We start from the raw sequence: 25283 nt of genomic DNA, 5'->3' as shown, positions 1-25283 counted from the left end.
CGATGTGGAAGCGGCTGTTTGCACGCGGCGGCCAGGCGCCTGCCGCTGGCGGCCAGGGCGCCCCGGCCAGCTACGCACAGTGGAGCCAGTGCCTGGATGCCCTGGCCCGTGGCGACGATGACGAAAACTGCCTGCAAACCCTGTATGCCGGTTCGCTGCACTGGTCGGCGGGCGTGGCGCCGCTATTCGTCCAGCGCCTGTCCGACGAGGTGCAGCGGCGGCTGAACGTCTGCGCCGACCGCCTGCAACGTGACCTGCACGGCAGCGGGCACCGTGGCGGGCAGGAGACGCTGGTGGTGCGGGCCATCGTGCAGGCCCGCACGCAGTTGCACTTCGTCCACCGCCTGTGCCTGCTGCCGGCGCTGCCGCCGGACACCCGCAGCCAGCTTGCCGCCGAAGTGCGCAAGTTCGCCGAGCGCTCGCAACACTCTTTGGAAGACAGCGCCCGCGCCGACCGCAGCGGGCAACGGGCGACCCTGCTGCGCAACAACCCGCTGACCCGTTACGACGCGCTGGCGCTGCCGCCGGACGTTCAGCCGCAGTCGGCGCCTGCATCCATGCCAGCGCAGTCCCCCCGTAAACGTAACATCCTTCTCTGATTACCGCCCATGAGCGACACCGTTGAATTCAAGGCCACCCTCAGCCGCTACCTGAAGGCCCGCATTCCCTTCATCTCCATCCGCAGCGCGGAACGCAGCCGGGTGCTGGAGCTGCTGCGCGAAGTCGGCGCCGAACTGCAAGCGCCGATCTACGTCCACACGCTTTCCCAGGGCACGCGGGAGCTGGGCACCAGCCGCACCGTCAATGACGACCGTTCCGTCACCGGCGCGGTGGACTTTGCCAGCCAGCAGTTTCCCCAGCGGCAGAACCTGAGCGTCGTGCTGACCGAGGTCTCCGACATCGAGGACGACACCCCCGCCGCGCGGCACCTGCTGGACGTGGTGATGCTGGCGGCGGAGAACAGCGGCTGCGTCGTCGTCATCACCACCAAGCCGGTGTTCGGCCAGTTGCAGCGGGCCGGCATGTCGCTGGTGCTGTCGGCGCCGACCGAGGACGAGATGCTGGCCATCGTCCAGGAAAACCTGGGCGCCTACCGGGCGCACATGCCCATCGAATGGGACGAGGCCGACGAACGCCGCGCCGCTGCGGCCTTGGCCGGCGTCTCGCGCATCGAGGCGGAAAACATCATCGCCACCCTGCTGGCCAATGGCCGCATCACCAAGGCCGACATGGTCGAGGTCATGCACGCCAAGGACCGCATCTTTGCCGACATCTCGGGCATCGAGCGGGTGAACGTGCGCGGCACCGAGCTGAACGTCGGCGGCCTGGGCGGGCTGAAAGCCTGGCTGGACAAGGAGCAGCCCCTGCTCACCGCCGACCTGCGCGAGCGCGGCATCCGCCCGCCGCGCGGCGTGCTGCTGGTGGGCGTGCCCGGCTGCGGCAAATCGCTCTCGGCCAAGGCCATTGCCGCCAATTGGGGGCTGCCGCTGTACCGGCTGGACTTGTCCACCATCCACGGCCAGTACCTGGGCCAGAGCGAAACGCGGCTGAAAGACGCCCTGGCCACCGCCGACCACGTCGCGCCCTGCGTGCTGTGGATCGACGAGATCGAAAAAGGCCTGGCCGGCGCAGGCAGCAGCAGCGATGGCGGCACCGCCACCCGGCTGGTCGGGCAGTTCCTCTACTGGCTGCAGGAGGCGCGTTCGCGCGTCTTCGTCGTGGCCACGGCCAACGACGTTTCGCGCCTGCCGCCCGAGCTGCTGCGCCGGGGGCGCTTCGACGAGCTGTTTTTCGTCGATCTGCCCACCGCGCCGGAGCGGCGCGAAATCATCGGCATCTATGCCCAGCGCGGCCTCAGGCAGGAGGTGCCCGAAGCCCTGTTGCAGGAGCTGGTGGAACTGTCCGACGGCTTTGCCGGTTCCGACCTCGAATCGGCGGTGCGTGAAGTGGTGAAAGAGGCGTACCTGAACGGCGATACCGCCGTCACGCCCGAGCTGTTCCGGCGCAGCTTCAACAACGTGGTGCCGCTGTCCAAAACCGCCCCCGAGCAGATCGAGGACATCCGCGCCTGGGGGCGCGAGCGGGCGGTGCCCGCCTCGGGCCAGCCCATCGGCGCCGCAGCCCCGCAGGGCCGCACGCGCCGGCAGGTGCTGGTGTGAACCGACTTGCAGACGGTTTTCGTCAATAAAAATAGCTTTTACCGCTGGAAATGCAATGGTTTCAGATGGAAAACCATCTGAAACCCAATAAATAAAAGCGGTAGAAGCTATTTTTTCAGGAGATTCTCCCAGCCGTGCGTTGCTCTGCTTACGGCATGGCTTCCAGCAGCAGCCTGGCGTCGTGCGCCAGTGCGGCGGCGCCCTGGCCGTAGCGGTGGTAGACGCGCAGCTTGCCCTGGGGGTCGTACATGTACATCCCGGCGGAGTGGTCCATGGTGTAGGTGCCGGGCGTGCTGCCGGGGACTTTCTTGTAGAACACCTTGAAGCTGCGGGCCACCTGCGCGATCTGCTCGGGCGTGCCGGTCAGGCCGACGAAGTCGGGCGAGAAATTATGGGTGTAGCTTTTCAAGATTTCCGGCGTGTCGCGCTCGGGATCGACGGTGACGAAAACGCCGACCAGGCGCTCGCCCAGCGGCCCCAGCAGGGCCTTGGCCTCGACCAGCTCTTGTAGCGTGGTGGGGCAGACGTCGGGGCACTGCACGTAGCCAAAGAAGACGACGACGACCTTGCCGGCAAAGTCCTTGATCGAGCGCTGGCGGCCTTCGGGGTCGAACAGCGGGAAGTCCTTGCCGTGTTCGGCGCCGGTCAGGTCCATGCCTTCCAGGGGCAGATCGCTTTTGGACTGGCAGCCGAAAAGGGGCAGGGTGGCCAAGGCGGCGGTGGCAGCCAGCGTCCACTGGCGGCGGTTGGGGTGGCGGTTCATGGTTCTCTCCCTGGCCCGGTTCCCTCAGGGGTGGAGAACGGGGCGGTTCAACGTAGGTCAGCGCGGCTTTTTTTCCATTGGCGGGCGCTGCGCGGTGCGGCCTTGAAGGCGTGACCGTAGACGATTTCAAAGCGCAGGCCCAATTGTCCATCAGGCAGGCGCAGGTGCTGCGCGATGGCTTGCAGCAACTGCTGGCGCCAGCCCGGGCCGCGCAGGGCGGCAAAGCGCTGGGGGTGCAGGTTGCGCCCCAGCTCGCGCAGCTCTTGCAGCAGGCGCTCGGGGGTGGCAAAGCTCAGGGTGATGGTTTCCATGTCCATCACCGGCTCGGCAAAGCCGGTCTGGATCAGCATGTCGCCCCAGTCGTGCATGTCGGTGAAGCTGTGCCCGGCGGGGGGCCAGCCCAGCGCGGCGTACAGGCTGCGCAGCGTCTGCACCGTGTCCGGCCCCAGGCAGGAGAACATGACGAAGCCGTCCACCGCCACCGCCGCGTGCCACTGGCGCAGCAGGGCCAGCGGGTCGGCCTGCTCGTGCAGCAGCATGTTGGCCCAGAGCATGTTGGCGCCCAGCTCGGGCGGGGTGGCGACCTGCACCTTGGCCTGGCGCCAGGGCTGCCACCAGGGGGCGGCGGCCCAGCGCTGGCGGGCGGCCTCCTGGGCGGCGGGCTGGCTTTCCACCACGTAGCACAGCGCCTGGGGGTAGCGTCCGGCAATCAGGTCGTGTGTCGCCACGCCGCCGCGCAGGGCGTGCCAGTGGCACCAGACGGCGGGGGGCTGAGCGATCCAGTCCAGGCGCTCCTGCATCCGCCGCCCGACTTCTTCGTGCAGCCAGGGGGAGAGCGCCGGGGCGCTGCGCTGCCAGCGCCGGGCGGCAAGGGGGTCGATGGTGGGGGGCAGGAAATCGGTGTCGGACATACAGCGCCGCGCAGTATATTGGCCCGATGCTTTCAAACGCGGCCCTGTGGCTATCTTCCCGCCTGCCCCAGCAATGCCTGGCCTGCCATGCCTGGGCGCGGGGCGGGCCGCTGTGCGCGGCGTGCCGGGCGCAGTTTGCGCCGGTGGCACAGCACCGCTGCACCGGCTGCGGCCTGCCTTTGCCGGATGGGGTGGCGGGGCAGCGCTGCGGCCAGTGCCTGCGCCAGCCGCCGCCGTGGCAGGCGTGCCATGTGTGGGTGGATTACGGCTACCCGTGGGCGGACATCCTGACGCGCTGGAAGCTGCACCCGCAGCCCGCCCTGGCACGGCCCATTGCGCAATGGCTGCGTGCCAGCCCGGCGCTGGCCGCTGCGGTGGCGCAGGCCGATGCGCTGGTGCCCGTTCCGCTGTCGGCGCAGCGGCTGCGGCAGCGCGGCTTCAACCAGGCGGCGCAACTGGCCCGCCTGCTGGCACCGCAAAAATGCTGGCTCACGGCCTTGCAGCGGCCCCGGGAAACGGCCAGCCAGCGCGGCCTGACGCGGGCGGCGCGGCTGCGCAACCTGCGCCGCGCCTTTACCGTGTCGGCGCCCGCGCTGGTGCAGGGGCGGCACATTCTGCTGGTGGACGACGTGCTGACCACCGGGGCCACTCTGCGCGGCGCCAGCCAGGCGCTGCTGCACGCCGGGGCCGCCACGGTCAGCGTGCTGGCCGTGGCCCGCACGCCGTCGGCATGACGGTGCGATGAACCGGCGCGAACAGGCGCACAATCGCGCCCCATGTTTCATATCGTGCTTGTCCACCCCGAGATTCCGCCCAACACGGGCAACGTCATCCGCCTGGCGGCCAACACCGGCTGCCGTCTGCATTTGATCGAGCCGCTGGGCTTTTCCATGGAAGACCGCCACATGCGCCGCGCCGGGCTGGATTACCACGAGTACGCCAGCGTGCGCCGCCATGCCGACTGGCAGGCGTTTCTGGAGATGCAGCAGCCCCCGCCCCAGCGCATGTTTGCCCTGACCACGCACGGCAGCAGCAGCGCATTCGGCTTGCAGTTCCAGCCGGGGGATTATTTTGTTTTCGGTTGCGAAACCAAAGGGTTGCCGCAGGCCATCCGCGAAGGCTTTTTTCCGCCTGCGCAGCGGCTGCGTCTGCCGATGCGCCCCGACCAGCGCAGCCTGAACCTGTCCAACGCCGTGGCCGTGACGGTGTTCGAGGCCTGGCGGCAGAACGGTTTTGACGGCGCGGTCTGATATTGAAAAGAGAGCTGTTTCTGCTGGTATTTATTGATTTTCAGATGATTTTCAATCTGAAATCCAATGATTTAGAGCGGTAAAGGCTACTGAATTTGATAATTGTTTGATCAATTGGGCTGGCGGCGCACAAAGAACAAGCCCGCGCCGATCAGCATCAGCAAGCCGCCGAACACCCGGTTCTGCCCGCGCTGGGCGCTGGCGCTGCGCATCCAGCGGCGCAGGGCGCTGGCGCCAAAGGCGTAGCCGTGCATCACCAGCACATCCACGCCGACGATGGTGGCCGCCATGATGAGCAATTGCAGCCACAGCGGCTGGCTGGCGCTGAGGAACTGCGGCAGCACCGCCACCATGAAGATGATGCCCTTGGGGTTGGTGGCGTTGGTGAGAAAGCCGATGAGCAGCCGCTTGCGCCACGGCAGGTGGGCCGCATCCCGCAGATGCGCCACATCCAGCGCATTGCCCGCGCTGCGCCACTGGCACCAGCCCAGGTAGATCAGGTAGCAGGCGCCCAGCACCTTGACCACGGTGAACGCCAGTTCAGAGGCCACCAGCACCGCGCCCACGCCGCCGCCGGCGATCAGCAGGATCAGCACCAGACCCGCCTCCAGCCCCCAGATCGTGGTCGAAGCCTGGCGCACGCCGTAGGCCAGGCCGTGGCTCATCGACAGCACCGCGCCCGAGCCGGGGGACACGGCGATAAAAATGCTGGCCATCAAGAACGCTATCCAGGTGTGAAATTCCATGCTGCTTCCCATCGCCGGGATGGCTGCCGTGGCGGCTGTCCGGCGCAAAAAAGGGAGCATCTTATGCCGTTGGCGGCAGTGCGCCGCATCGCGATGCGGGATGCCCCCCTGCGTAGCGGCGGCACGGCCCTTTTGGCCGCGCATTCGGCAACGACAATAAAGGCGTATTGCCGCCAGACCCCGATTGCCCATGTCCCGCTTCCTGCCTTCCCCCGCCCTCCAATCCGCCCAGCGCAGCCTGCGGCTGGCCGCCCACCGCGCCGGCGCCGTGTGGCTGGGCCTGCTTGCGCTGGGGATGGGCCTGGGGGTGCTGGTCACCAGCAACGGCCTGCCGTGGTGGCTGGCGCCGATCCTGTCCGGCGCGATTTATGCCGGGTCGGTGGAGTTCCTGCTGGTCGGCATGGTGGTGGCGTCGGCCCCGCTGTCGGCCATTGCGCTGACCACGCTGCTGGTGAATGCCCGGCATGTGTTCTACGGCCTGTCCTTCCCGTTGCAGCAGGTGCGCGGCTGGGGGCGCAAGCTCTACAGCATCTACGGGCTGACGGACGAGGCTTACGTTCTCATCGCCAACCTGCCGCAGCAGGCGCAGACCAGCCGCCAGATCATGGGGATACAACTGGGCCTGCACCTGTCCTGGGTCAGCGGCTCGGTGCTGGGCGCATTGGCTGGCCAGGCGTGGTTGAGCGATCTGGCCGGGCTGGATTTTGTCCTGACCGCCCTGTTCATCGTGCTGGCCATCGACGCCTACCGCACCCGGCCCGACAAGACCATCGCCCTGGCCGCCCTCGGCGCCGGTGGCGCAGCCGCCGTGCTGGCCGGCGATGCGATGCTGCTGGTGGCCATGGCCGCCTTTGTCGTCTTCTGCCTGGCGCGGTACGCCGTGGCGGTCGCTCAAAAGAAAGAAAGGAACGCACCGTGACCATCGACTGGCACTACGTGGCACTGGCGATCGGCTGTGCTGCCGCCATCACCTTTGCGCTGCGGGCACTGCCCTTCGCCATTCGGGAAACGATCAAGGATTCCCCCCTGCTGGCCAGCCTGAACGCCTGGATGCCCCTGGGCGTGACGGTGATCCTGGTGGTCTACTGCCTGCGCATGATCGACCTGCACGACACCCCCCTGGCCACGGCCAAACTGGCAGGCATCGCCGCCACGGTGGCCGTGCATCTGTGGCGGGGCAACCTGTTTCTCAGCCTGTTTGTCGGCACCGGGGTGTGCGTGGTGCTGGCGAATGGGTGGCTGGCCGGGGTTCTATAGATGTCGTTCTGTGTCGGGGCGACAGGTGGCCAGGGCATCCAGCGTGCGCTGGTAATGCGGCGTGCGCACGTCCAGCATCCCCAGCACGGTGTGAAAGTAGGCATCGTGCGTCAGCGGCTGGGCCAGCCGGGCGCGGTTGCATGCTTCGCGCCAGCCGGTGCGCTCTTGCAGCGTGCCGGGCCACAGCACCCAGGGCACGTGCTTTTGCGCCTGCGGGGCGATGCGGTAGGGCAGGCCGTGCAGGTACAGGCCGTTTTCGCCCAGCGATTCGCCGTGGTCGCCGACGTAGAGCATGGCGGGGGCAAAGTCCTGTTCCTGGGTGCGCAGCCAGTCGATGGTCTGGGCCAGGAAGGCGTCGGTTTCCACCAGGCTGTTGTCGTACACGTTCACCAAGTCCTGCTGGCTGCAATCGGAGGTGACGTGGGTGGCGCATTCGGGCGTGAAATGCTTGCTGTCCGGGGCCGATCGGCGGTAGTACGCCGGGCCGTGGCTGCCCATTGGGTGCAGCACCAGCACCACGCCCTGCTGGCGCTGTGCGGCGGGGATGGCGGCCAGTTGGCCGTCCAGTTCCCCGAGCATCAGGCGGTCCAGGCATTCGCCATCGTGGCACCACTGCTGGCGCTGCGCGGGCGTGGCGATGGCCTGGGCGTCGGCGCTGGGGATGCGCTCGCACACGCCCTTGCAGCCCGATTGGTTGTCCAGCCAGCGCACGCCCAGGCCCGCCGCCTGCACGATGTCCAGCAGATTGCCGTATTCGGCCTTGCGCCCTTCGTACCCCTCCTTGCCCAGCGGCGAGAACATGCACGGCACCGAGGCAATGGTGTTGGTGCCGCACGACTGCACCTGCGCCCAGCTCAGTACCTGCCGCTGCGCCAGTTGCGGCGTGGTGGCGCGGGCGTAGCCGTTCAGGCCGAAGTGGTCGCCGCGTGCCGTCTCGCCCACCACCAGCACCAGCAGCGGCGGTTTGTGCCGGCCCGCTGCCTGCGCGGCGTAGCTGGCCCCCAGGGCGGCGCCTGCCGTCACCGGCTGAAAAGGTTTTTTCGGTTTGAAGATGGGTTTGAGCGTGACGTTGGCCCACGACACCACGGTCGCCAGGGGGTTGACCATGAACCGGATTTCCGTGTGGTTGCGCAGCAGCGGGGCCAGATCGCGGTACAGGCGCAGGCTGCCGCCGACCAGCACGATCAGCGCCGCCAGCAGCCACAGGGCCGAGCGCAGCCAGCCCCGGCGCTGGTGGGGCATCTGCACGCCCCGGTACAGCCAGACGATGGGCAGCCCGGCCAGCAACAGCACCTGTACCAGCAGCGCAGGGGTGACCAGCGCCCAGGCTTCCGTCCAGTTGGTATGCAGGCTGTTGGCCAGCATCGAGCTGTCCATGACGATGCCGTAGCTGCGCATGAAGTGCTGCACGCTGGCGGCCAGCAGCAGGTGCAGGCTCCACGCCGGGCGGCGCAGCCCGGGCCATGACCAGAACATCAGCCACACGAAGGTGGCCCCGGCAATCAGGCCGCCCAGGGTCAGGCGTTTGAGCGCCCAGGGGTCGGCAAAGTCTTCCAGCGCAGACAGCTTGTGCCATAGCGTCAGGTTCAGCGGCCCGGCGCACCACAGCGCCAGCAGCAGCGCCACGGTGCGCGGGGGCAGTGACAGGAGGGACGGGCGGCACAGTCGGCCCGCCAGGGCGGGAATCAGTGCGGGGAATTTGGCAGCAGCAACAGCAATCATGGGGCGCGACTGTGCGCGGGCGCTCTGAACGCCTGCTGAACCCGATGTTCAGCCAGCGTTCAGCCTGGGCGTGCAGCATGGCCGCCCCCTACACTGCTTTCACCATGCACATCCTGCTTCTAGAAGACGACCGCGCCCTGGCTGCTGCCGTGCTGGCGTATCTGCACACCAAGCACTACCAGGTGGATTGGGCCGACAGCCTGGCCCAGGCCCGTCCCCTGGTCAGCGTGAATCATTACTGGGCCGTGCTGCTGGATTTGAACCTGCCCGATGGCGACGGCCTGGCGCTGTTGCCGCAACTGCGCACCGCCCCGGACAGCCCGACGGTGATTGCCGTCACGGCCCGCGATCAGGTCAGCGACCGCATCCGGGGGCTGGATGCGGGGGCGGACGACTATCTGGTCAAACCCTACGACCCCGAGGAACTGCTGGCCCGGCTCCGCGCCATCGAACGGCGGCGCAGCCAGCAGGCCGGCGCCCAGGTGGTACGCGGCAGCGTGCAGATCGACCTGGCGCGGGAAGTGGTGCTGGTGGCGGGCCTGCCCGTCGTCCTCACGCCCAAGGAATGGGCCTTGCTGCGCGTGCTGGCCAGCCGCCCGGCGCAGATTTTTACCCGCGAGCGCCTGCAGGAAGCCCTCTACCAATGGGATGCCAGCAGCGACAGCAACACGCTGGAGGTGTTCATCAGCCGCCTGCGCCGCAAGCTGGGCAGCCACCTCATCCAGACCGTGCGCGGCACTGGCTACCGGCTGGAGGCGGCATGAGCAGCCAAACCTCGCTGGCCACCCGCCTGGCCCGCCCGCTGGTGGCAGCGGTGGCGCTGGTCTGGAGCGTCAGCACCGCCCTGGTCGCCTGGTATGTGGATACGCAAATCCAGCACAACTTCGATACCGAACTGGTGGAAAGCGCCCACCGCCAGCTCTACCCCGCGCTGCTCGATGCCGCCACCCCGGCCCCCGCGCACGGCGTGCGCATCCTGGGCGAAGTGCCCGGCTCCGACTACACCGAGCCGCTGTCGCTGCAACTGCGCGATGCCCGGGGCGACCTGCTGCTGCGCTCCAGCGCCGCCCCCGACCATGCCTTTGCCGCGCCCCTGCAAGAAGGCTTTTACGACACGCGCCGCCACCGCATCTACACCTTGCACGAACCGGCCAGCGGCCTGTGGCTGCAACTGGCCGACCCGCTGGAAGAACGCGCCCAGGCACGCTGGCGCACCGCCAGCGGCCTGATCGCCGTGCTGCTGCTCATGCTGCCGGTGCTGCTGTGGCTGATTCACTGGATTGCCCGGCGCGAACTGCACTCCCTGCGCTGGCTGCAAGCGCAGATTCAGCAGCGCAGCGGCGACCATTTGCAGCCCTTGGCCCTGGCCGATCTGCCGCGCGAGCTGCACCAGGTCGGCCAGGACGTGAACCAGCTGTTGCACCGCCTGCACCTGGCCCTGGACGTGGAACGCGCCCTGGCCGCCAATGCCGCGCACGAACTGCGCACGCCCCTGGCCTCGGTACGGCTGCGCCTGCATACCGCCATCGAACAGGCCGAGGCTTCAGGCAGCGGGCACATCGCACTGGCGCAAATCCAGCCCATCCTGCAAGCCCTGCACACCTTGAGCCACCGCACCGAACGGCTGCTGCAACTGTCCCGCGCCGAAGCCGCCGCCCAGCAGCGCACGGCGGTGGACTTGGGGCAACTGTGTACCACCCTGGCGCAGGAATTCTGGCAACAGCCCCAGGCGCAAAAACGCCTGGATTGGGAGCCACCGGACGCTGCCGTCACGGTACTGGGCGACATCGACACCCTGGCCATCGCCCTGCGCAACCTGATCGACAACGCCCTCACCTACAGCAGCGGCCCGGTGGAGCTGGCCGTGCAGGCGCAGCCCCCGGCCATCATCGTGCGCGACAGCGGCCCCGGCATCGCCGTCGCCGACCTGCCCACGGTGCAGCAGCGCCACGTGCGGGCCGATGCCGCACGCCTGGGCTATGGGCTGGGCCTGTCCATCGTCGGCAGCATTGCCCGCCAGCACGGGGCCGACTTCACCCTGACCAGCCCGGTGCCGGGGTGCAGCAACGGGGTGCAGGCCATGCTGGTATTTCCGGGCGGGGTGTCTCCGTAAGCAATCGCTTGCCGTTGTGCCCCTGCGGCCCGTGCTACGCTGGCGGACTATGTTTCAACCCAGCCAAGCCGATGTGCGCCGCTTCTTTTGCGGCGTGCGCTCCAAAATGCTCGCCAACGCGCCGATGGAAGCCATCGAGACGCTGGCCAGCCTGTGGATCGAGGAGCATCCCGAATACTTTGCCGATCTGGCCGACGTGGATGCGGCGATTGCCCGCAACTACGACCTGACGCCCGAGCGCACCAACCCCTTTCTGCACCTGTCCATGCACCTGTCGATCAGCGAGCAGTGCAGCATCGACCAGCCGCGCGGCATCCGCCAGGCGGTGGAGCTGCTCTCCAGGCGCCTGGACGGCGGCCTGCACGACGCCCACCATGCGGCGATGGAGTGCCTGGGCCAGATGCTGGCCGACAGCCAGCGCAGCGGCCTGCCGCCCGACGGCGCGGCCTACGTCGCTGCCGTGCAACGCCGCGCCACGCGCGATTGATGGTTTTTCACTTTTCTTGACTTTTTGCCCTATGAAATTCCAAGGTTCCGACAACTACATCGCCACCCCCGACCTGATGCTGGCCGTGAATGCCGCCATCCAGTTGCAGCGCCCCTTGCTGGTCAAGGGCGAACCTGGCACCGGCAAGACCATGCTGGCCGAGGAGGCTGCCGAGGCGCTGGGGATGCCGCTGCTGCAGTGGCACATCAAATCCACCACCAAGGCGCAGCAGGGGCTGTACGAATACGACGCGGTGAACCGCCTGCGCGACAGCCAACTGGGCGATGCCCGTTCGCAAAACATCGAGAACTACATCGTGGAAGGCGTGCTGTGGCAGGCGTTCACTGCCGAGCAGCCGGTGGCGCTCTTGATCGACGAGATCGACAAGGCGGACATCGAGTTTCCCAACGACCTGCTGCGCGAACTCGACCGCATGGAGTTCTACTGCTACGAAACGCGCCAGCTCATCCGCGCCAAGCACCGGCCCCTGGTGTTCATCACCTCGAACAACGAGAAGGAGTTGCCGGATGCGTTTTTGCGCCGCTGCTTCTTCCACTACATCAAGTTCCCCGAGGCGGACACCATGCGCCAGATCGTGGACGTGCATTTCCCCGGCCTCAAGGGCGAACTGCTCAGTGCCGCGATGCAGGTGTTCTACGAAATCCGCAAGCTGCCGGGGCTGAAGAAAAAGCCCTCGACCAGTGAACTGATCGACTGGCTCAAGCTCCTACTGGCCGAAGAAATCCCGGCCGAGGCGCTGCACAGCAAGGACAACAAGATCAGCGTGCCGCCGCTGGTCGGGGCGCTCTTGAAGAACGAGCAGGACATCAGCCTGTTTGAAAAGCTGGTGTTCATGAACCAGCGCAACCGCTAAAGGAAAACCGCCATGGCCTTTGTCCAGCCCGTCACCCTGCGCCGCAACGGCGTGCGCCTGGAGCCTTTGGGGCTGGAGCATGAGGCAGGGCTGCGTGCCGCCGCTGCCGACGGGCAATTGTGGAAGCTGCGCGTCACCAGCGTGCCCGAGCCGCACGACACCCGCGCCTACATCGAAACCGCGCTGCAGATGCGCCAGGAGGGCAGCCGCTTTGCCTTTGCCGTCATCGACGAGGCAACGGGCCGCGTGCTGGGCACCACCAGCTACCACGACATCCTGGCGCCCGTGCGCCGCGTGGAAATCGGCTACACCTGGTACGCCCGCAGCGTGCAGCGCAGCCACGTCAATACCACCTGCAAGCTGCTTTTGCTGGGCCATGCTTTCGATGCGCTGGACTGCCACGTCGTGGGCTGGCGCACCGACAGCTACAACTTCGCCAGCCAGCGGGCCATCGAGCGCCTGGGGGCGAAGAAGGACGGCGTCATCCGGGGCAATGCGCTGCGCCGTGACGGCACCATCCGCGATACCGTGATGTACAGCCTGCGCCAGGGCGAGTGGCCGGATGTCCGCGCCCATCTGCTCCATCTTCTGGAGCTGCATACGCCCGCCCAATAAGCCTTCGAGGCCCATTCATGCTGATTGACTTTTTCTACACCCTGCGTGCCGCCAAGCTGCCGGTTTCGGTCAAGGAATTTTTGGCCCTGCTCGAAGCCCTGCAGGCGGGCGTGGTCGGCCCCAAAAGCCAGGACGGCTGGAGCCTGGACGATTTCTACTACCTGGCCCGCACCATTCTGGTGAAGGACGAAAAGCATTTCGACAAGTTCGACCGCGCCTTTGCGGCCTACTTCAAGGGCGTGGAAATGCTCACCGACCTGACCCAGGAAATCCCCCAGGACTGGCTGCGCAAGCTGCTGGAGCGCGAACTGTCCCCGGAAGAAAAAGCCGCCATCGAGGCCATGGGTTGGGACGAACTGATGGAGACGCTGAAAAAACGCCTGGAAGAACAAAAAGAGCGCCACCAGGGTGGCAACAAATGGATCGGCACCGGCGGCACCAGCCCCTTTGGCCACGGCGGCTACAACCCGGCGGGCATCCGCATCGGCGGGCCGGGCAAGAACCGCAGCGCGGTGAAGGTGTGGGAGCAACGCGCCTATCGCGACTACGACGACACGCAGGAACTGGGCACGCGCAACATCAAGGTGGCGCTGCGCCGCCTGCGCAAATTCGCCCGCCAGGGCGGCGAGCTGGAGCTGGACATGCCCGGCACCATCCGCAACACGGCGGCCAATGCCGGGTGGCTGGACATCCAGATGATTCCCGAGCGGCACAACAACGTGAAGGTGCTGCTGCTGATGGACGTGGGCGGCACCATGGACGACCACATCCAGCGCGTGGAAGAGCTGTTTAGCGCCGCCAAGGCCGAGTTCAAGCACCTGGAGTTCTATTACTTCCACAACTGCGTGTACGACTTCGTCTGGAAGAACAACCACCGCCGCTTTGCCGAGAAGTTCGACACCTGGGACATCATCCGCAAGTACAACCAGGACTACAAACTGATCTTCGTCGGCGATGCCACCATGAGCCCCTACGAAATCCTGCAACCCGGCGGCAGCGTGGAATACATGAACGAGGAACCCGGTGCGGTCTGGCTGCAGCGCCTGACCGATGCCTTCGTCCAGCATGCCTGGATCAACCCCGAACCCGAAGGCGTGTGGCAGTACCGCCAGAGCATCGACATCATCCACCAGCTCGTGGGCGGCAGGATGTACCCGCTCACGGTGCAGGGGCTGGAGGCGTGCATGCGCCAACTCTCGAAGTGAGGGCTTAGAACGTGTTCACGATCTCCACGCGGGTGTGCAGTCGCGGTCTCGGGCGCTCTGCGTCGTTGCAAATCCTCGCCATAGCACCGCTATGGCTGCGGTTTTCGCCTAGCAGCCCATCCCGATCCGCATCCTGCACCCCTTCGCGCCGAGATCGTGAACACGTTCTTATGCGTTTTTTCTCCCACCTGGGCCTGCTGTTGGCGACGGTGCTGCTGGCCGGTTGCGGCCTGTTGACCAAGCCCACGGCTACGGCCACGGGCCAGCCCAATTTCGAATTGCAGATCCACGCCCGGCCCAAGGAGGCGCAAGACCTGCTTGCAGCGCACCTGGAGCTGAACCGCTACCGTGAACTGGAAGGGCTGCGCCGCCAGGAGCTGACGCGCCTGATCAGCGTGGCCGATACCGACATCCGCAAACTGCTGGCCACCCTGGGCTACTTTGCCCCCACGGTGGAGCTGGAGCTGCACAACCCGCCCAGGGATTCTTCCGACCTGCCCGTGGTGCGCATCGAGGTGGATGCGGGCGAGCAGGCCACCGTCACTGCCGTGGACGTGCAGGTCACCAGCCCCCAGGACGGCGAGAAAGCCGGCAGCTGGCAGCGCCAGGCGGTGCAGCGCAACTGGCCGCTGGAAGTGGGCCAGCCCTTCAGCCAGGATGCCTGGGCCGGCGCCAAGGCCGAGGGCCTGCGCAGCCTGCAGGCGCAGCGCTACCCCACGGCGCAATTGCTCACCAGCCGCGCTGATATCGACGCCGACACGCAGCAGGCCGCATTGCAGGCCCATTACGCCACCGGCCCGCTGGTGCGCTTCGGCCCCCTGGAGATCGAAGGCGGGCAGCGCTACGATGCTGCGGGCGTCACCCGTGCCGCCCGCCTGCCGGTGGGGCAGGAGTACCGCCAATCGACCCTGCTGGACGTGCAGCAGCGCATGGCCGCCACGGGGCTGTACGACTCGGTCTTTCTGACCTTGCAGACCGAGCAGATGCCCGAAGGCCAGGCCGAGGTGCAAGTGCCCGTGCTGGCCCAGGTGCGCGAGGCGCCCTTGCAGAAATGGGTCTACGGCGTGGGCCTGAGTACCGATACCGGGCCGCGCCTGTCGATCGACCATACGCACAACCGCGTCCCCGGCCTGGGCTGGCAGGCGCAAAGCAAGCTGCAACTCAACCGCAAGAACCCGTTGCTCTCCACCCGCCTGTATTCCCTGCCCGACGACAGCGGCTGGAACTGGTTCACCAGCGCCGAGCTGGAGCGTGCCGAGCTGGCCGACTACCAGGCCAACAGCATTGCCCTGAGTGCCGGGCGCGGCAAGAACGAGGACAAGATCGACCGCCAGTATTTCCTGCGCTACGACCTGGCCAACCCGCAGGGCGACGACGCCCCGCCGAAAAGCTCGGCCATTTCCGCCAACTACAGCTGGACGGGGCGCTACTTCAACAACCCGACCAACCCCACGCGCGGCTACGGCCTGGCGTTCGAGCTGGGCGTGGGCACCACCCTGACGCCGCAGCGCACCCCCTTCACCCGGGCGCTGGGGCGCTGGCAATACTTCCAGCCCATGGGCGAGCGCGATGCCGCCACCAAGCGCCGCTCCCGCCTGGCGCTGCGGGCGCAGGCCGGGGCGGTGACGGCCCGCAAGGGCGCGGACATTCCGCTGACCCTGCTGTTCCTCTCGGGCGGCGACACCACCGTGCGCGGCTACAGCTACCAGAGCATCGGCGCCCGCACCGACAACGCGCAGCGCATTGGCGGGCGCTACATGCTGGCGGGCAGCGTGGAATGGCAGCGCCCCATCGTCCTGGCGGGCAACCGCAATGATTGGGAGCACACCGTGTTCATGGACGCGGGCAGCGTCAGCGACGAGCCGGCGCAGGGGATGCAGGTCTTTGTCGGCGCCGGTTCCGGCATCCGCTGGAACAGCCCCGTCGGCCCCCTGCAGGCCGATCTGGCCTATGGTTTCAAAACCCAAAAAATCCGCCTGCACCTGCGGCTGGGCTTTACCTTCTGATTGCCATGCACGAGCGCCAAGAACCTGGGCTGGACACCCCCGCCGTCACCGCCGTTTCTACGGAAAAATCCGCCGCACCGCCGCGCCGCCGCTGGCTGCGCCGCCTGCTGGCCGCCTGCGTCCTGCTGACGGTGCTGCTTGGCACCGGCCTGGCCAGCCTGTGGTGGTGGAGTGGGCGCGACCAGTCCCTGCCGCAGACCCTGGCGCTGGCCCAGCGCTGGCTGCCCCAGGGCTATGCGCTGGAGGTGGCAGGGGCCAGGGGCAGCCTGCGCTTCGGGGGGGAAATCGCCGATCTGCGCCTGTCCACCGAGCGCTTCAAGCTCGAAATCAAAGAGCTGACGCTCGCCTGGAACCTGGGCCAGTTGCTGCGCCGCCAGTTGCAGGTCGAGCAACTGCACCTGGCCGCCGTCCACTACCGCGCCAACCCCGACGCGCCCCCGGACGACAGCCCCGCCGAACCGCTGCACAGCCTGCTACTGCCGCTGCGCATCGAACTGCCCCTGGGCATCGACCTGCTGACCTGGGGCGACGGCCCCGAGGCCGAACTGCGCGACCTGAACGCCACCTACGCCTACGACGGCCAGCAGCACCGGCTGCAACTGCTGGGCCTGAACTACGGCCCGCAGCAGGCGCAACTGCAAGCCCAGGCGCAATTGCAGGGCGCAGCGCCCATGCAACTGGACGCCAGCGTGCAAGCCACCCTGGCCCCGGCGCTGGAACTGGCGCAGCCGCTGCAACTACAGGCCACCGCCCAGCTCGCGGGCACCCTGGCCGGCCCGGATGCCCGACTGCAATTGACGGTGGATGCTCGCAGCGACGGCCCTGCGGCCAACCCGCTGGCCGCCCACGTGGCCGCCACCCTGGCCCCCTGGCAGCCGCAGCCGCTGCCCCGGGCCGAAGTGGACTTGCAGCACGTCGATCTGGCCCTGTTCGCGCCCCAACTGCCGCCCACCGACCTGAATGGGCAGCTGCGCATCGACACCAATGCCCAGGGCGTGTGGGGCGTGCAGGCCGATTTCAGCAATCCCCTGGCCGGTGCCTGGGACAAGGCCGCCCTGCCACTGCAACGGCTCACGGCCCAGGCCAGCCTGGACGGCAGCGTCTGGACGCTGGGCCAGCTGCAATGGCAACTGCCCGGCCAGAACGGCAAGTCGGACGGCGGACAGCTCCAGGCCCAGGGCCGCTTCGACACGCAGACGCAGGCGCTCGATGCCCAGGTGCAACTGGACGCCCTCAACCCCGCGCGGGTGCTGGCCAGCCTGCCCCGGCAGGCGCTGGGCGGCACGTTCACTGCCCGGGCCACGGCCGATCAGGCCATCGACTTCACCCTGGACATTGCCGACACCGCCGCCAAAGGCAAGGCCCGGCCCGCCACACCGGGCCTGGAACGCGCCCAGGCCCAGGGCCGCTGGCAGGCGCCGCATCTTGACGTGCGCGACCTTGCCATCCAGGCCTGGGGCGCCCAGCTGCACAGCCCCGCCCTGGCCTGGGACAACGCCAGCCAGCAGCTCGCCAGCGCCAAAACCACGCGCCTGACCCTGCCAGGGGCCACTGCGGAACTGACCGGCACCCTGGGCCAGCACGACGGCCAAGGGCAGTTGCACGCCACGCTGGCCGATGCCGCCAGCCTGATGGCCTGGCTGGGCCGCCTGCCCGGTCTGGCCGATGCCGCCTTGCCCCTGCAAGGCCGGGCCGATGCGCAACTGCACTGGGAAGGCGGCTGGGGCAGCGTGTTGCCCCCGGCACCCGCGACAGCGCAGGAATCAGAAAAATCCATAGCTGCTACCGCACTGAAAATAAAGCTTTCAGCAACAATACCCCATATTGTTTATGCACCACCTGCGCAAGCAGCTACTGAAATAAACGATCTGACTCTGCAACTGGACGGCCCGCTGGACAAGCTCCAGGTCAGTTTGACCGCCCGGGCCCGCCAGGGCGAGCAGCAGGCGCAGATCGACACCCGCCTGCAAGCGGGCTGGACGCCCCAGTCCTGGCACGCCCGCTGGGAAGCCCTTGCCCTGCGTGCCCGCCCGGCGGCAGACAGCGGCGACTGGCGGCTGGCCCTGGCCGAACCCGTCACCGTCCAGCAGCAGGGCGGGCGCATCCAGGCCAGTGCGGGCCGCTTGACCCTGACGCCTCCGGCCGGTGCCCAGGAAGCCGCCGCCAGCGTTGCCAGCGCCGACATCCAGTGGGAGCCGCTGACCCTGGGCGCCGACACCCTCGCGCTGCGCAGCCAGGGCCGCATCACCGGCATCCCCCTGGCCTGGGCCGACCTGTTCACCCCGGACGACCCGGTGCTGGCCCGCGCCGGCGTCAGCGGCGATCTGGTGCTGCAAGGGCAGTGGAACATCGACACCAGCGCCCGCAAGCCGCAAATGCACATCCTGCTGGAGCGCGAGAGCGGCGACCTGCGCATTGCCGTTGCCGACGAGGATGCCGCCGCCGTCACCATAGTGCGCAGCAGCGGCGCTGTCGACACCCGCCAGACCCAGCGCCAGCCCAACCGGGGGCGGCGCGTGCGCCTGCAGCACTTCCAGGCGCAGCTGGGGCTGGAAGATGGCAACCAGCTGCGTGCCCAGGTGCTGTGGGCCTCCGAACGCGCCGGCACCATCCACGCCGACGTGCGCAGCCCCTTGCAGCACGGTGCCCAGGGCTGGCGCTGGCCCGCGCAGGCGCCCCTGAGCGGATCGGTGCAGCTGCTGCTGCCCAACGTCGGCGTCTGGGCCTCTTTCGCCCCGCCGGGGTGGCGCGTGGCCGGCAGCTTTGGCGGCGACGTCATCCTGGGCGGCACGCGCAGCGCCCCGACCTGGAAGGGGACGTTGCAGGCCGAGGAACTGAGCCTTGCCTCCCTGCTCGACGGGGTGGATCTGAAAAACGGCCAGTTGCTGGCCCGCTTTGCCGGCAACCGGCTGGATATCGAACGGCTTTATCTGGAGGGCGGCGGCAACGGCCAGGCCCGCGTCCTGGGGCAAAGCGGCAACCGCACCCCGCCGCCGCAGGCGGGCGGCAAGCTGCGTGGCAGCGGCTTTGTCGTCTACGACCCGGCAGCGGGCGGCAACGGCCTGCACATGGACATCCAGGCCCAGTTCGAAGACCTGCAGGTACTCAGCCGGGCCGACCGGCAGATGGGCCTGAGCGGCACCCTGCGAGCGCAGATGCAGGATGCGCAACTGCGCCTGCGCGGGGCGCTGACCGTCAACCGTGCCGCCCTGCTGCTGGCCGACGAATCGGCCCCCGGCCTGGACGATGACGTCCACGTCACCTCTGCCGCCCAGCGCCAGCAGGATGCCGAACGCCAGGCGCAGGAAGCCCGCAAGGCCGCCCGCGAGCCGGCTCCGGAAGGCTCGGTTCGCGCCGCGCTCAAGCCGGACATCCACCTTACCCTGGACCTCGGCCCCGACTTCGCCCTGCAGGGCTACGGCCTGACCACGCGCCTGAACGGCCAGCTCACCGTGCGCGGCGGCCCGCGCGTCACCGGCGAAATCCACACCGACCGGGGTCGCTACCGCGCCTGGGGCCAGGCGCTGGACATCGAGCAGGGCACCATCCGCTTCAACGGCCCCTACGACAACCCCAGCCTGGACATCATCGCCCTGCGCCCGAACATTGCCGTGCAGGCCGGGGTCAAGGTGGCCGGCAGCGCCAGCGCCCCGCGCGTGCAGCTCTACTCCGACCCGGTGATGCCCGATGCGGAAAAACTCTCCTGGGTCGTCATGGGCCGCGACCCGGCCAGCGGCGGGGCCGAAACCGCCTTGCTCCAGCAAGCGGCGCTGGCGCTGCTGAGCGGCGGTGGCAGCGGCGGCGACCTGGCCGGCAACATCGGCCTGGACGAACTGGGCTTCAAAGGCCCGGGCAACGGCGCCGAAGGCGCAGCGCTGACGCTGGGCAAGCGCATCTCGCAAGACCTGTACCTGTCCTACGAGCAAAGCCTGAACGGCGCCATGGGCACGCTGTTCATCTTCTACGACCTGACCAAGCGCCTGACCCTGCGCGGCCAGACCGGCGAGCAGACGGCCATGGACCTGATCTACACCCGGCGCAAGGATTGAGAACGTAAACACGTTCTGCCCCGTGCAGGCAAAGCAGAGGGCAAGGGCCGCTTACAATCGCAGCCCTTGCCCTCTGTAGTTCAATGGATAGAACGGGCCCCTCCTAAGGGTCAGATGCAGGTTCGATTCCTGCCGGAGGGACCACCGCTTCAAAGACGATGCACGACGAAGCGGAACTCCGGGTCCTCCGGGAAGCTGCGAATTTCAAACCCCAGGCGGCGCATCAGCTTGAGCATGTTGGGGTTGTTGGTCAGCACCAGTCCCTCGATCTGCTCCAGTCCCTTGTCCCGCGCCACTTCCATGATGCTGAGCATCAGGCGGGCACCCAGCCCTTGCCCGGCCATGTCGTCGGCCACCACCAGGGCGAACTCGCAGGTGCTGCGGTCGGGATTGGTGACGTAGCGCGACACGCCCAGCAGGCGTTCCTTGACCTGCACTTCCCCTTCTTCATCGACGATGCGCTCCTGCTGGACGGCGACCAGGGCCATTTCGCGGTCGTAGTCGATCAGGGTGAAGCGGGCCAGCATGGCCGGGGGCAGCTCGGCCAGCTGCGAGACGAAGCGGAAGTAGCGGCTTTGCGGCGAGAGGCTTTTCACCAGGGTCTGGAGCATCTGCGCATCGTCGGGCCGGATCGGGCGCACCAGGTATTCGCCGCCGTCGCGCAGGGGCCAGATCTGCTCGTAGCGTGCGGGGTAGGGCAGGATGGACAGGTGGCCGTATCTGCCCAGGCTCAGTGACTGGGCCTGCTCGGCCACCACCATGCGGGCATCGACCGCCACGGCGCCGGATTCATCGACGATCAGGGGGTTGATGTCCATCTCGCGCAACTGGGGCAGGGCGCAGACCATTTCCGAGACCCGCAGCAGCACATGCTCCAGCGCTTCCATCTTCACCGGGGTGGCGCCGCGCCATTCGCCCAGGGTTTCGAACACGCGCGAGCGCTCCATCAGGCGGCGGGCCAGGAACTGGTTGAGCGGCGGCAGCTCCATGGCGCGGTCGTCGATCAGCTCGATCATGGTGCCGCCGGCGCCAAAGGTGATGACGGGGCCGAACGGGTCGTCGCTGACCAGACCGATGTAGATTTCCCGCCCCCGGCGCGAACGCGCCATGTTCTGCACGGTGATGCCGTTGATGCGGGCGTCGGGCTTGATGCGCTTGACGCGCTGCATCATGTCGTTGAAGGCGTTGCGCACCGCTTCGCCGTTGTGCAGGTTCAGCGCCACGCCGCCCACGTCGGATTTGTGCGCGATGTCCGGCGAGTCGATCTTCAGCGCCACCGGAAAGCCCTGCTGGGTGGCGATCATCATCGCCTCGTGGGCGTTGCGGGCCAGCAGGGTGCGCGTGACCGGGATGTGGAAGGCCGCCAGCAGCGTCTTGGATTCCATCTCGGTGAGGACCTGGCGGCGCTCGGCCAGTACGCTTTCGATCACCAGCCGGGCACCGGCGATATCGGGTTTGGCCAGGGTGGTCAGCGGCGGCGGGGTCTGTTGCAGCAGTTGCTGGTTCTGCGTGAAGTTGGCGATGTTGCCAAAGGCGCCGACTGCCGCTTCGGGAGTGCGGAAGGTGGGAATCAGCGCCTTGCGCAGCACTTCCCGGGCGGCGCCGACGGTGGTGTCGCCCATCCAGCAGGTGAGCAGCGGCTTGGCGGCGCGGCGCTTGGCTTCGGCCACGGCCTGGGCCACGGCGGTGCCGTCCACGCCGATGCGCGGCGAGAAGATGACCAGCACCCCGCCGACCTGCGGGTCGTTCAGCGCGGCTTCGATGGCTTGCTGGAAATGCTCGGGCTGGGCCGATTCGGAAACGTCGATCAAATCGCTCAAGGCCGCCAGGGGCGGCAGCTTCGGAGCCAGTTGCGCGGCCGTTTCCGGATTCAGGCGGCCCAGCTCCAGGTGCAGTTCATTGACCCAGTCGGCAGCCAGCACGCCGGGGCCGCCGCCGTTGGCGACGATGGCCAGGCGCTTGCTGGCCGGGCGGTAGCGCGAGGCCAGGCATTTGGCGGCGGAAAACAGCTCGACGAAGGAATTGACCCGCACGGCGCCTGCGCGGCGCAGCACGGCGTCGAACACATCGTCGCTGCCGACGATGGCGGCGCTGTGCGTCAGCGCCGCCGCCGAGCCGGCGGGCTTGCGCCCGGCCTTCAGCACGACCACGGGCTTGGCAATCGCCGCCGAGCGCAGGGCGCTCATGAATCTGCGGGCGTCCTGAATGCCTTCCATATAGACCACGATGCTTTGCGTGCGTCCGTCGTTGGCCAGGAAGTCCAGCGCCTCGGGCAGGCCCAGGCTGGTGTGCGGCCCCAGGGAGATGACCGAGGAGAAGCCCACGGCGTTGCTGGCGGCCCAGTCCAGGATGGAGGCGGTCAGGGCGCCGGACTGGCTCACCAGCGCCAGCGACCCCTCTTGCGCCAGCGGTCCCATCACCCCGGCATTCAGGTGCAGGCTGGGGCGCTGCAGGCCCAGGGAATTGGGGCCGAGCAAATGCACGCCGGCGTGTTCGGCAGCCTGGCGCAAGGCGTTGGCATGGTTGGCATCCACGCCGCTGGACAGAATCAGGGCGGCGCTGCAGCGGATGCGTCCGACCAGTTCCAGGGCGGCCAACTGCTCATCCTCCGGCAGGGCGATCACAACCAGATCGGCCTTGGCCTGGGCCAGGTCTTCCAGGGTGCCGGTGATCTTGGTGTTGATGAACGTCAGCGTCCCGGTAAAGCGCTGGGCCCGCAGCATCTGGTGCAGCGCCTGGCCGTAGGGCGTGAGGGTGTCGGGGGCATCGGTGTCCCCGGCCAGCACGATGATGGATTGCGGGGCAAACAGGGGGGTCAGGTAATGCTTGTCCATAAAAAAACGGCCTTAGTTCAGCAAGAGCAACCTGCACTGTAGCGCCTGCGCAAGACAGTTCCGACAAGCCAGAGTCTGGCAGTCTGCTATGCGTCGGCGCCCGGCCAGTCCAGGGACACCCGGCAGCCGCCTCCCGGCTGGGCGGTGATGCCGGCCTGGGCGCCGTGGCGCATGGCCAGCACCTGTACCAGGGCCAGCCCGCAGCCCAGGCCGGGAAACTGGCTTTCGCGGTGCAGGCGGGCAAAGGGCTGGAAGAGCTGCCCCGCCTGCGCCGGGTCGAAGCCGACACCGTTGTCCTGCACGCTCAGGCGCCAGCGGCCAGCCGCCAAGGGTTCGGCCTGCACGCGCACCAGCGGCGCGGGGGCGGAAAACTTGCAGGCGTTGGCCAGCAATTGCTGTAGCACCTGGGTCAGCGCCCGGCTATCGGCCTGCAGCCAGACGGGCTGCGAGGGCAGGTCGATTCCGGCCTGAGGGCATTGCAGCAGCAGCGTCGGCAGCAACTGCCGGCACAAGGCCACCGCGTCCACCGCCTGCGGGGTCAGAGTGGCGCGGGATGCGCGGGACAGTTCGGCCAGCGCCTGCACCATCTGGCCCATGCGCTGGGCGCCCTGCTGCATGAACTGGGCAAATTCCAGCGCATCGGCCGCCGCCTCCTGCGCATGGGGCGCGGCAGCCGCCAGTTCCTGCACCGATTCGACCAGCAAGGGCGCAAACGACTGGATATGGCGCAGCGGCGCAGGCAGGTCGTGGGCGATGGCCCGCAGCAGAGCTTCGTGCTGCTGGCGCAGCAGGGCCAGTTCCTGCGCTGCGGGGAGGGCGGTCATGGCGTTTATGCCTTGGGTTGCTTGGCCGGGCGGTGCCAGTTGTCTTTCACGATCTGCTTGCCCCGCGCCACGGCCAGAGACTGCGCGGGCGTGCTTTTGGTGATGGTCGAGCCGCCGCCGACGGTGCCGCCCGCGCCGATCGTCACCGGCGCCACCAGCACGCAGTTGCTGCCGATATGCACGTCGGCCTCGATCACCGTGCGGTGCTTGTTCGCGCCGTCGTAGTTGGCGGTGATGCTGCCCGCGCCGTAATTGACGCGCTCGCCCACGGTGGCATCGCCCAGGTAGGCCAGATGGTTGGCCTTGGCCCCGGCGGCCAGGGTGGAGTTTTTCACCTCGACGAAGTTGCCGATATGCACCTCCTGCCCCAACTGGGCGCCGGGGCGCAGGCGGGCAAAGGGGCCGATCAGGGCGCCCGCGCCGACGCTGGCACCGGCCTGCTCCCCGTCGATATGGGTAAAGGGATGAATCACCGCATCCGCTGCGATCACGGCGTTGCTGATGTGGCAATAGGCGCCGATGCGGGCGCCGGCGCCGATCGTCACCTTGCCGGTGAAGATGCAGCCCAGGTCAATCTCCACATCCTGCCCGCAGTGCAGTTGCGCGGGCGTGCCGTTGGCATGGTCGCGCAGGTCGAAGCGGGCCGGGTCGGCCAGGCGCACGCCTTGTTCCATCAGCGCCTGTGCCTGGCGTAACTGGTGGGCACGCTCCAGCTCGGCCAGCTGCTGCGGGCTGTTCACCCCGGCCACCTGCACGGCATCGGCAATGCAGTGCGCGGCCACCGGCACGCCCTGGGCCACGGCCATGCCGACCACGTCGGTGAGGTAATACTCGCCCTGGGCGTTGTCGCAGGTCAGCCCTTCCAACCAGGGGCGCAGCAGGCGGGCAGGCACGGCCATGATGCCGCTGTAGACCTCGTCGATGGCCCGCTCGGCAGCGCTGGCGTCCTTGTGTTCCACGATGCGCTGCACGCCGCCATTTGTGTCGCCATTCGCGCCGCGCACGATGCGGCCATAGCCCGTCGGGTCGGGCAGGCGCACGGTCAGCAGCGCCAGCCGGTCGCCCCCCGCCGCCGCGACCAGCGCCTGCAAGGTGGCGGCCTGGGTCAGCGGCACGTCGCCGGACAGCACCACCACCACGCCATCGTCGGCCAGCACCGGCAGCGCCTGCTGCACGGCATGGCCGGTGCCCAGTTGCGGCTCCTGGCGCACGAATTTCAAGTCGAACTGGCCCGCAGCGTTGGCGGCATCGGCGGTGGCCGCTTCCACTTCGGCAGCGCCGTGCCCCGTAATCACCACTGCCGAACGCGCCTGCAACTGCCCGGCCACGGCCAGCACATGGCCCAGCAGCGGGCGGCCCGCCAGTTTTTGCAGCACCTTGGGCGTGCGGCTTTTCATGCGCGTGCCCTTGCCGGCGGCCATGATGACGATATCGAGAGGCCATGCGTTTGCAGACATACCAGACTCCA

Annotated in this window: 21 protein-coding genes and 1 tRNA gene; 15 read left to right on the top strand and 7 right to left on the bottom strand. The window is 68.0% G+C overall.

What is annotated here, in order from left to right:
• Nucleotides 1-2 precede the first annotated feature (2 nt).
• On the top strand, nucleotides 3-599 hold the full coding sequence (locus ACFO3A_RS09545) for a hypothetical protein (RefSeq protein WP_377725882.1): 597 nt from the start codon (nucleotides 3-5) through the stop codon (nucleotides 597-599).
• Nucleotides 600-608: 9 nt separating this feature from the next.
• Nucleotides 609-2159: an AAA family ATPase gene (locus tag ACFO3A_RS09540; protein ID WP_377725880.1), complete on the top strand. Its 1551-nt coding sequence runs from the start codon at nucleotides 609-611 to the stop codon at nucleotides 2157-2159.
• A gap of 148 nt (nucleotides 2160-2307) precedes the next feature.
• Here the strand turns inward: ACFO3A_RS09540 and ACFO3A_RS09535 are convergent, their stop codons facing one another.
• Both ACFO3A_RS09535 and ACFO3A_RS09530 read right to left on the bottom strand, forming a co-directional pair.
• Nucleotides 2308-2922 (bottom strand): SCO family protein, encoded by a 615-nt coding sequence (locus ACFO3A_RS09535; protein WP_377725879.1) that lies wholly within the window; start codon nucleotides 2920-2922, stop codon nucleotides 2308-2310.
• 47 nt (nucleotides 2923-2969) lie between these two features.
• Complete coding sequence (locus ACFO3A_RS09530) at nucleotides 2970-3833, bottom strand: class I SAM-dependent methyltransferase (RefSeq protein ID WP_377725877.1); 864 nt, start codon at nucleotides 3831-3833, stop codon at nucleotides 2970-2972.
• 26 nt (nucleotides 3834-3859) lie between these two features.
• Between ACFO3A_RS09530 and ACFO3A_RS09525 the strand changes: the two genes are divergently transcribed.
• Both ACFO3A_RS09525 and trmL read left to right on the top strand, forming a co-directional pair.
• Complete coding sequence (locus tag ACFO3A_RS09525) at nucleotides 3860-4567, top strand: double zinc ribbon domain-containing protein (protein WP_377725875.1); 708 nt, start codon at nucleotides 3860-3862, stop codon at nucleotides 4565-4567.
• A 42-nt stretch (nucleotides 4568-4609) separates the two neighbouring features.
• A complete protein-coding gene (gene trmL, locus ACFO3A_RS09520) occupies nucleotides 4610-5083 on the top strand; it encodes a tRNA (uridine(34)/cytosine(34)/5-carboxymethylaminomethyluridine(34)-2'-O)-methyltransferase TrmL (RefSeq protein ID WP_377725874.1) in 474 nt (157 codons plus the stop codon).
• Between the two features lie 110 nt (nucleotides 5084-5193).
• Here the strand turns inward: trmL and ACFO3A_RS09515 are convergent, their stop codons facing one another.
• The gene (locus ACFO3A_RS09515; RefSeq protein WP_377725873.1) at nucleotides 5194-5829 is read right to left on the bottom strand and encodes a LysE family transporter; all 636 of its coding nucleotides are present in this window, start codon (nucleotides 5827-5829) and stop codon (nucleotides 5194-5196) included.
• A gap of 190 nt (nucleotides 5830-6019) precedes the next feature.
• On the opposite strand from ACFO3A_RS09515, the gene ACFO3A_RS09510 reads away from it, so the two are divergent.
• On the top strand, nucleotides 6020-6748 hold the full coding sequence (locus tag ACFO3A_RS09510) for an AzlC family ABC transporter permease (RefSeq protein ID WP_377725871.1): 729 nt from the start codon (nucleotides 6020-6022) through the stop codon (nucleotides 6746-6748).
• Nucleotides 6745-7086 (top strand): branched-chain amino acid transporter permease, encoded by a 342-nt coding sequence (locus ACFO3A_RS09505; RefSeq protein WP_377725869.1) that lies wholly within the window; start codon nucleotides 6745-6747, stop codon nucleotides 7084-7086. The genes ACFO3A_RS09510 and ACFO3A_RS09505 overlap by 4 nt, the downstream gene beginning before the upstream one ends.
• Here the strand turns inward: ACFO3A_RS09505 and ACFO3A_RS09500 are convergent.
• A complete protein-coding gene (locus ACFO3A_RS09500) occupies nucleotides 7081-8808 on the bottom strand; it encodes a phosphoethanolamine transferase (RefSeq protein ID WP_377725867.1) in 1728 nt (575 codons plus the stop codon). The two genes, ACFO3A_RS09505 and ACFO3A_RS09500, sit on opposite strands and share 6 nt — an antisense overlap.
• Nucleotides 8809-8912: 104 nt before the next feature.
• Here ACFO3A_RS09500 and ACFO3A_RS09495 point away from each other — a divergent pair, with 104 nt between their 5' ends.
• The 9 genes from ACFO3A_RS09495 to ACFO3A_RS09455 all read left to right on the top strand — a co-directional run bounded on the left by ACFO3A_RS09495 (nucleotide 8913) and on the right by ACFO3A_RS09455 (nucleotide 20301).
• On the top strand, nucleotides 8913-9572 hold the full coding sequence (locus ACFO3A_RS09495; protein ID WP_377725967.1) for a response regulator: 660 nt from the start codon (nucleotides 8913-8915) through the stop codon (nucleotides 9570-9572).
• Nucleotides 9569-10921, top strand: coding sequence for an ATP-binding protein (locus tag ACFO3A_RS09490; protein ID WP_377725866.1), 1353 nt, complete (start codon nucleotides 9569-9571; stop codon nucleotides 10919-10921). Before ACFO3A_RS09495 ends, ACFO3A_RS09490 begins: the two co-directional genes overlap by 4 nt.
• A 49-nt stretch (nucleotides 10922-10970) precedes the next feature.
• A complete protein-coding gene (locus ACFO3A_RS09485; RefSeq protein ID WP_377725865.1) occupies nucleotides 10971-11408 on the top strand; it encodes a DUF1841 family protein in 438 nt (145 codons plus the stop codon).
• Between the two features lie 31 nt (nucleotides 11409-11439).
• Complete coding sequence (locus ACFO3A_RS09480) at nucleotides 11440-12282, top strand: AAA family ATPase (RefSeq protein ID WP_377725864.1); 843 nt, start codon at nucleotides 11440-11442, stop codon at nucleotides 12280-12282.
• A 12-nt stretch (nucleotides 12283-12294) separates the two neighbouring features.
• The gene (locus tag ACFO3A_RS09475) at nucleotides 12295-12897 is read left to right on the top strand and encodes a GNAT family N-acetyltransferase (RefSeq protein ID WP_377725863.1); all 603 of its coding nucleotides are present in this window, start codon (nucleotides 12295-12297) and stop codon (nucleotides 12895-12897) included.
• A gap of 17 nt (nucleotides 12898-12914) precedes the next feature.
• The gene (locus ACFO3A_RS09470; protein ID WP_377725862.1) at nucleotides 12915-14102 is read left to right on the top strand and encodes a vWA domain-containing protein; all 1188 of its coding nucleotides are present in this window, start codon (nucleotides 12915-12917) and stop codon (nucleotides 14100-14102) included.
• Nucleotides 14103-14272: 170 nt separating this feature from the next.
• Nucleotides 14273-16108, top strand: coding sequence for an autotransporter assembly complex protein TamA (locus tag ACFO3A_RS09465; protein ID WP_377725861.1), 1836 nt, complete (start codon nucleotides 14273-14275; stop codon nucleotides 16106-16108).
• Between the two features lie 5 nt (nucleotides 16109-16113).
• Nucleotides 16114-20157, top strand: a complete 4044-nt coding sequence (locus ACFO3A_RS09460) for a translocation/assembly module TamB domain-containing protein (protein ID WP_377725860.1) — start codon at nucleotides 16114-16116, stop codon at nucleotides 20155-20157.
• A 69-nt stretch (nucleotides 20158-20226) separates the two neighbouring features.
• A tRNA-Arg gene (locus ACFO3A_RS09455) sits at nucleotides 20227-20301 on the top strand.
• A gap of 5 nt (nucleotides 20302-20306) precedes the next feature.
• On the opposite strand, the gene ACFO3A_RS09450 is transcribed toward ACFO3A_RS09455, so the two are convergent.
• The 3 genes from ACFO3A_RS09450 to glmU form a co-directional block, all read right to left on the bottom strand.
• Nucleotides 20307-22991 (bottom strand): bifunctional acetate--CoA ligase family protein/GNAT family N-acetyltransferase, encoded by a 2685-nt coding sequence (locus ACFO3A_RS09450; RefSeq protein ID WP_377725859.1) that lies wholly within the window; start codon nucleotides 22989-22991, stop codon nucleotides 20307-20309.
• 86 nt (nucleotides 22992-23077) lie between these two features.
• Nucleotides 23078-23815 carry a sensor histidine kinase gene (locus tag ACFO3A_RS09445; protein ID WP_377725858.1) on the bottom strand — a complete coding sequence of 246 codons (738 nt, stop codon included), beginning with the start codon at nucleotides 23813-23815 and terminating at the stop codon, nucleotides 23078-23080.
• 5 nt (nucleotides 23816-23820) lie between these two features.
• A complete protein-coding gene (glmU, locus tag ACFO3A_RS09440) occupies nucleotides 23821-25272 on the bottom strand; it encodes a bifunctional UDP-N-acetylglucosamine diphosphorylase/glucosamine-1-phosphate N-acetyltransferase GlmU (protein WP_377725856.1) in 1452 nt (483 codons plus the stop codon).
• Nucleotides 25273-25283 lie beyond the last annotated feature (11 nt).

The organism is Comamonas nitrativorans (assembly GCF_042654765.1).
GTDB classification, from domain to species: domain Bacteria; phylum Pseudomonadota; class Gammaproteobacteria; order Burkholderiales; family Burkholderiaceae_C; genus Comamonas; species Comamonas nitrativorans.
The sequence above is the reverse complement of the archived record's forward strand: the minus strand, read 5'-3'. Positions and strand labels throughout refer to the sequence as shown.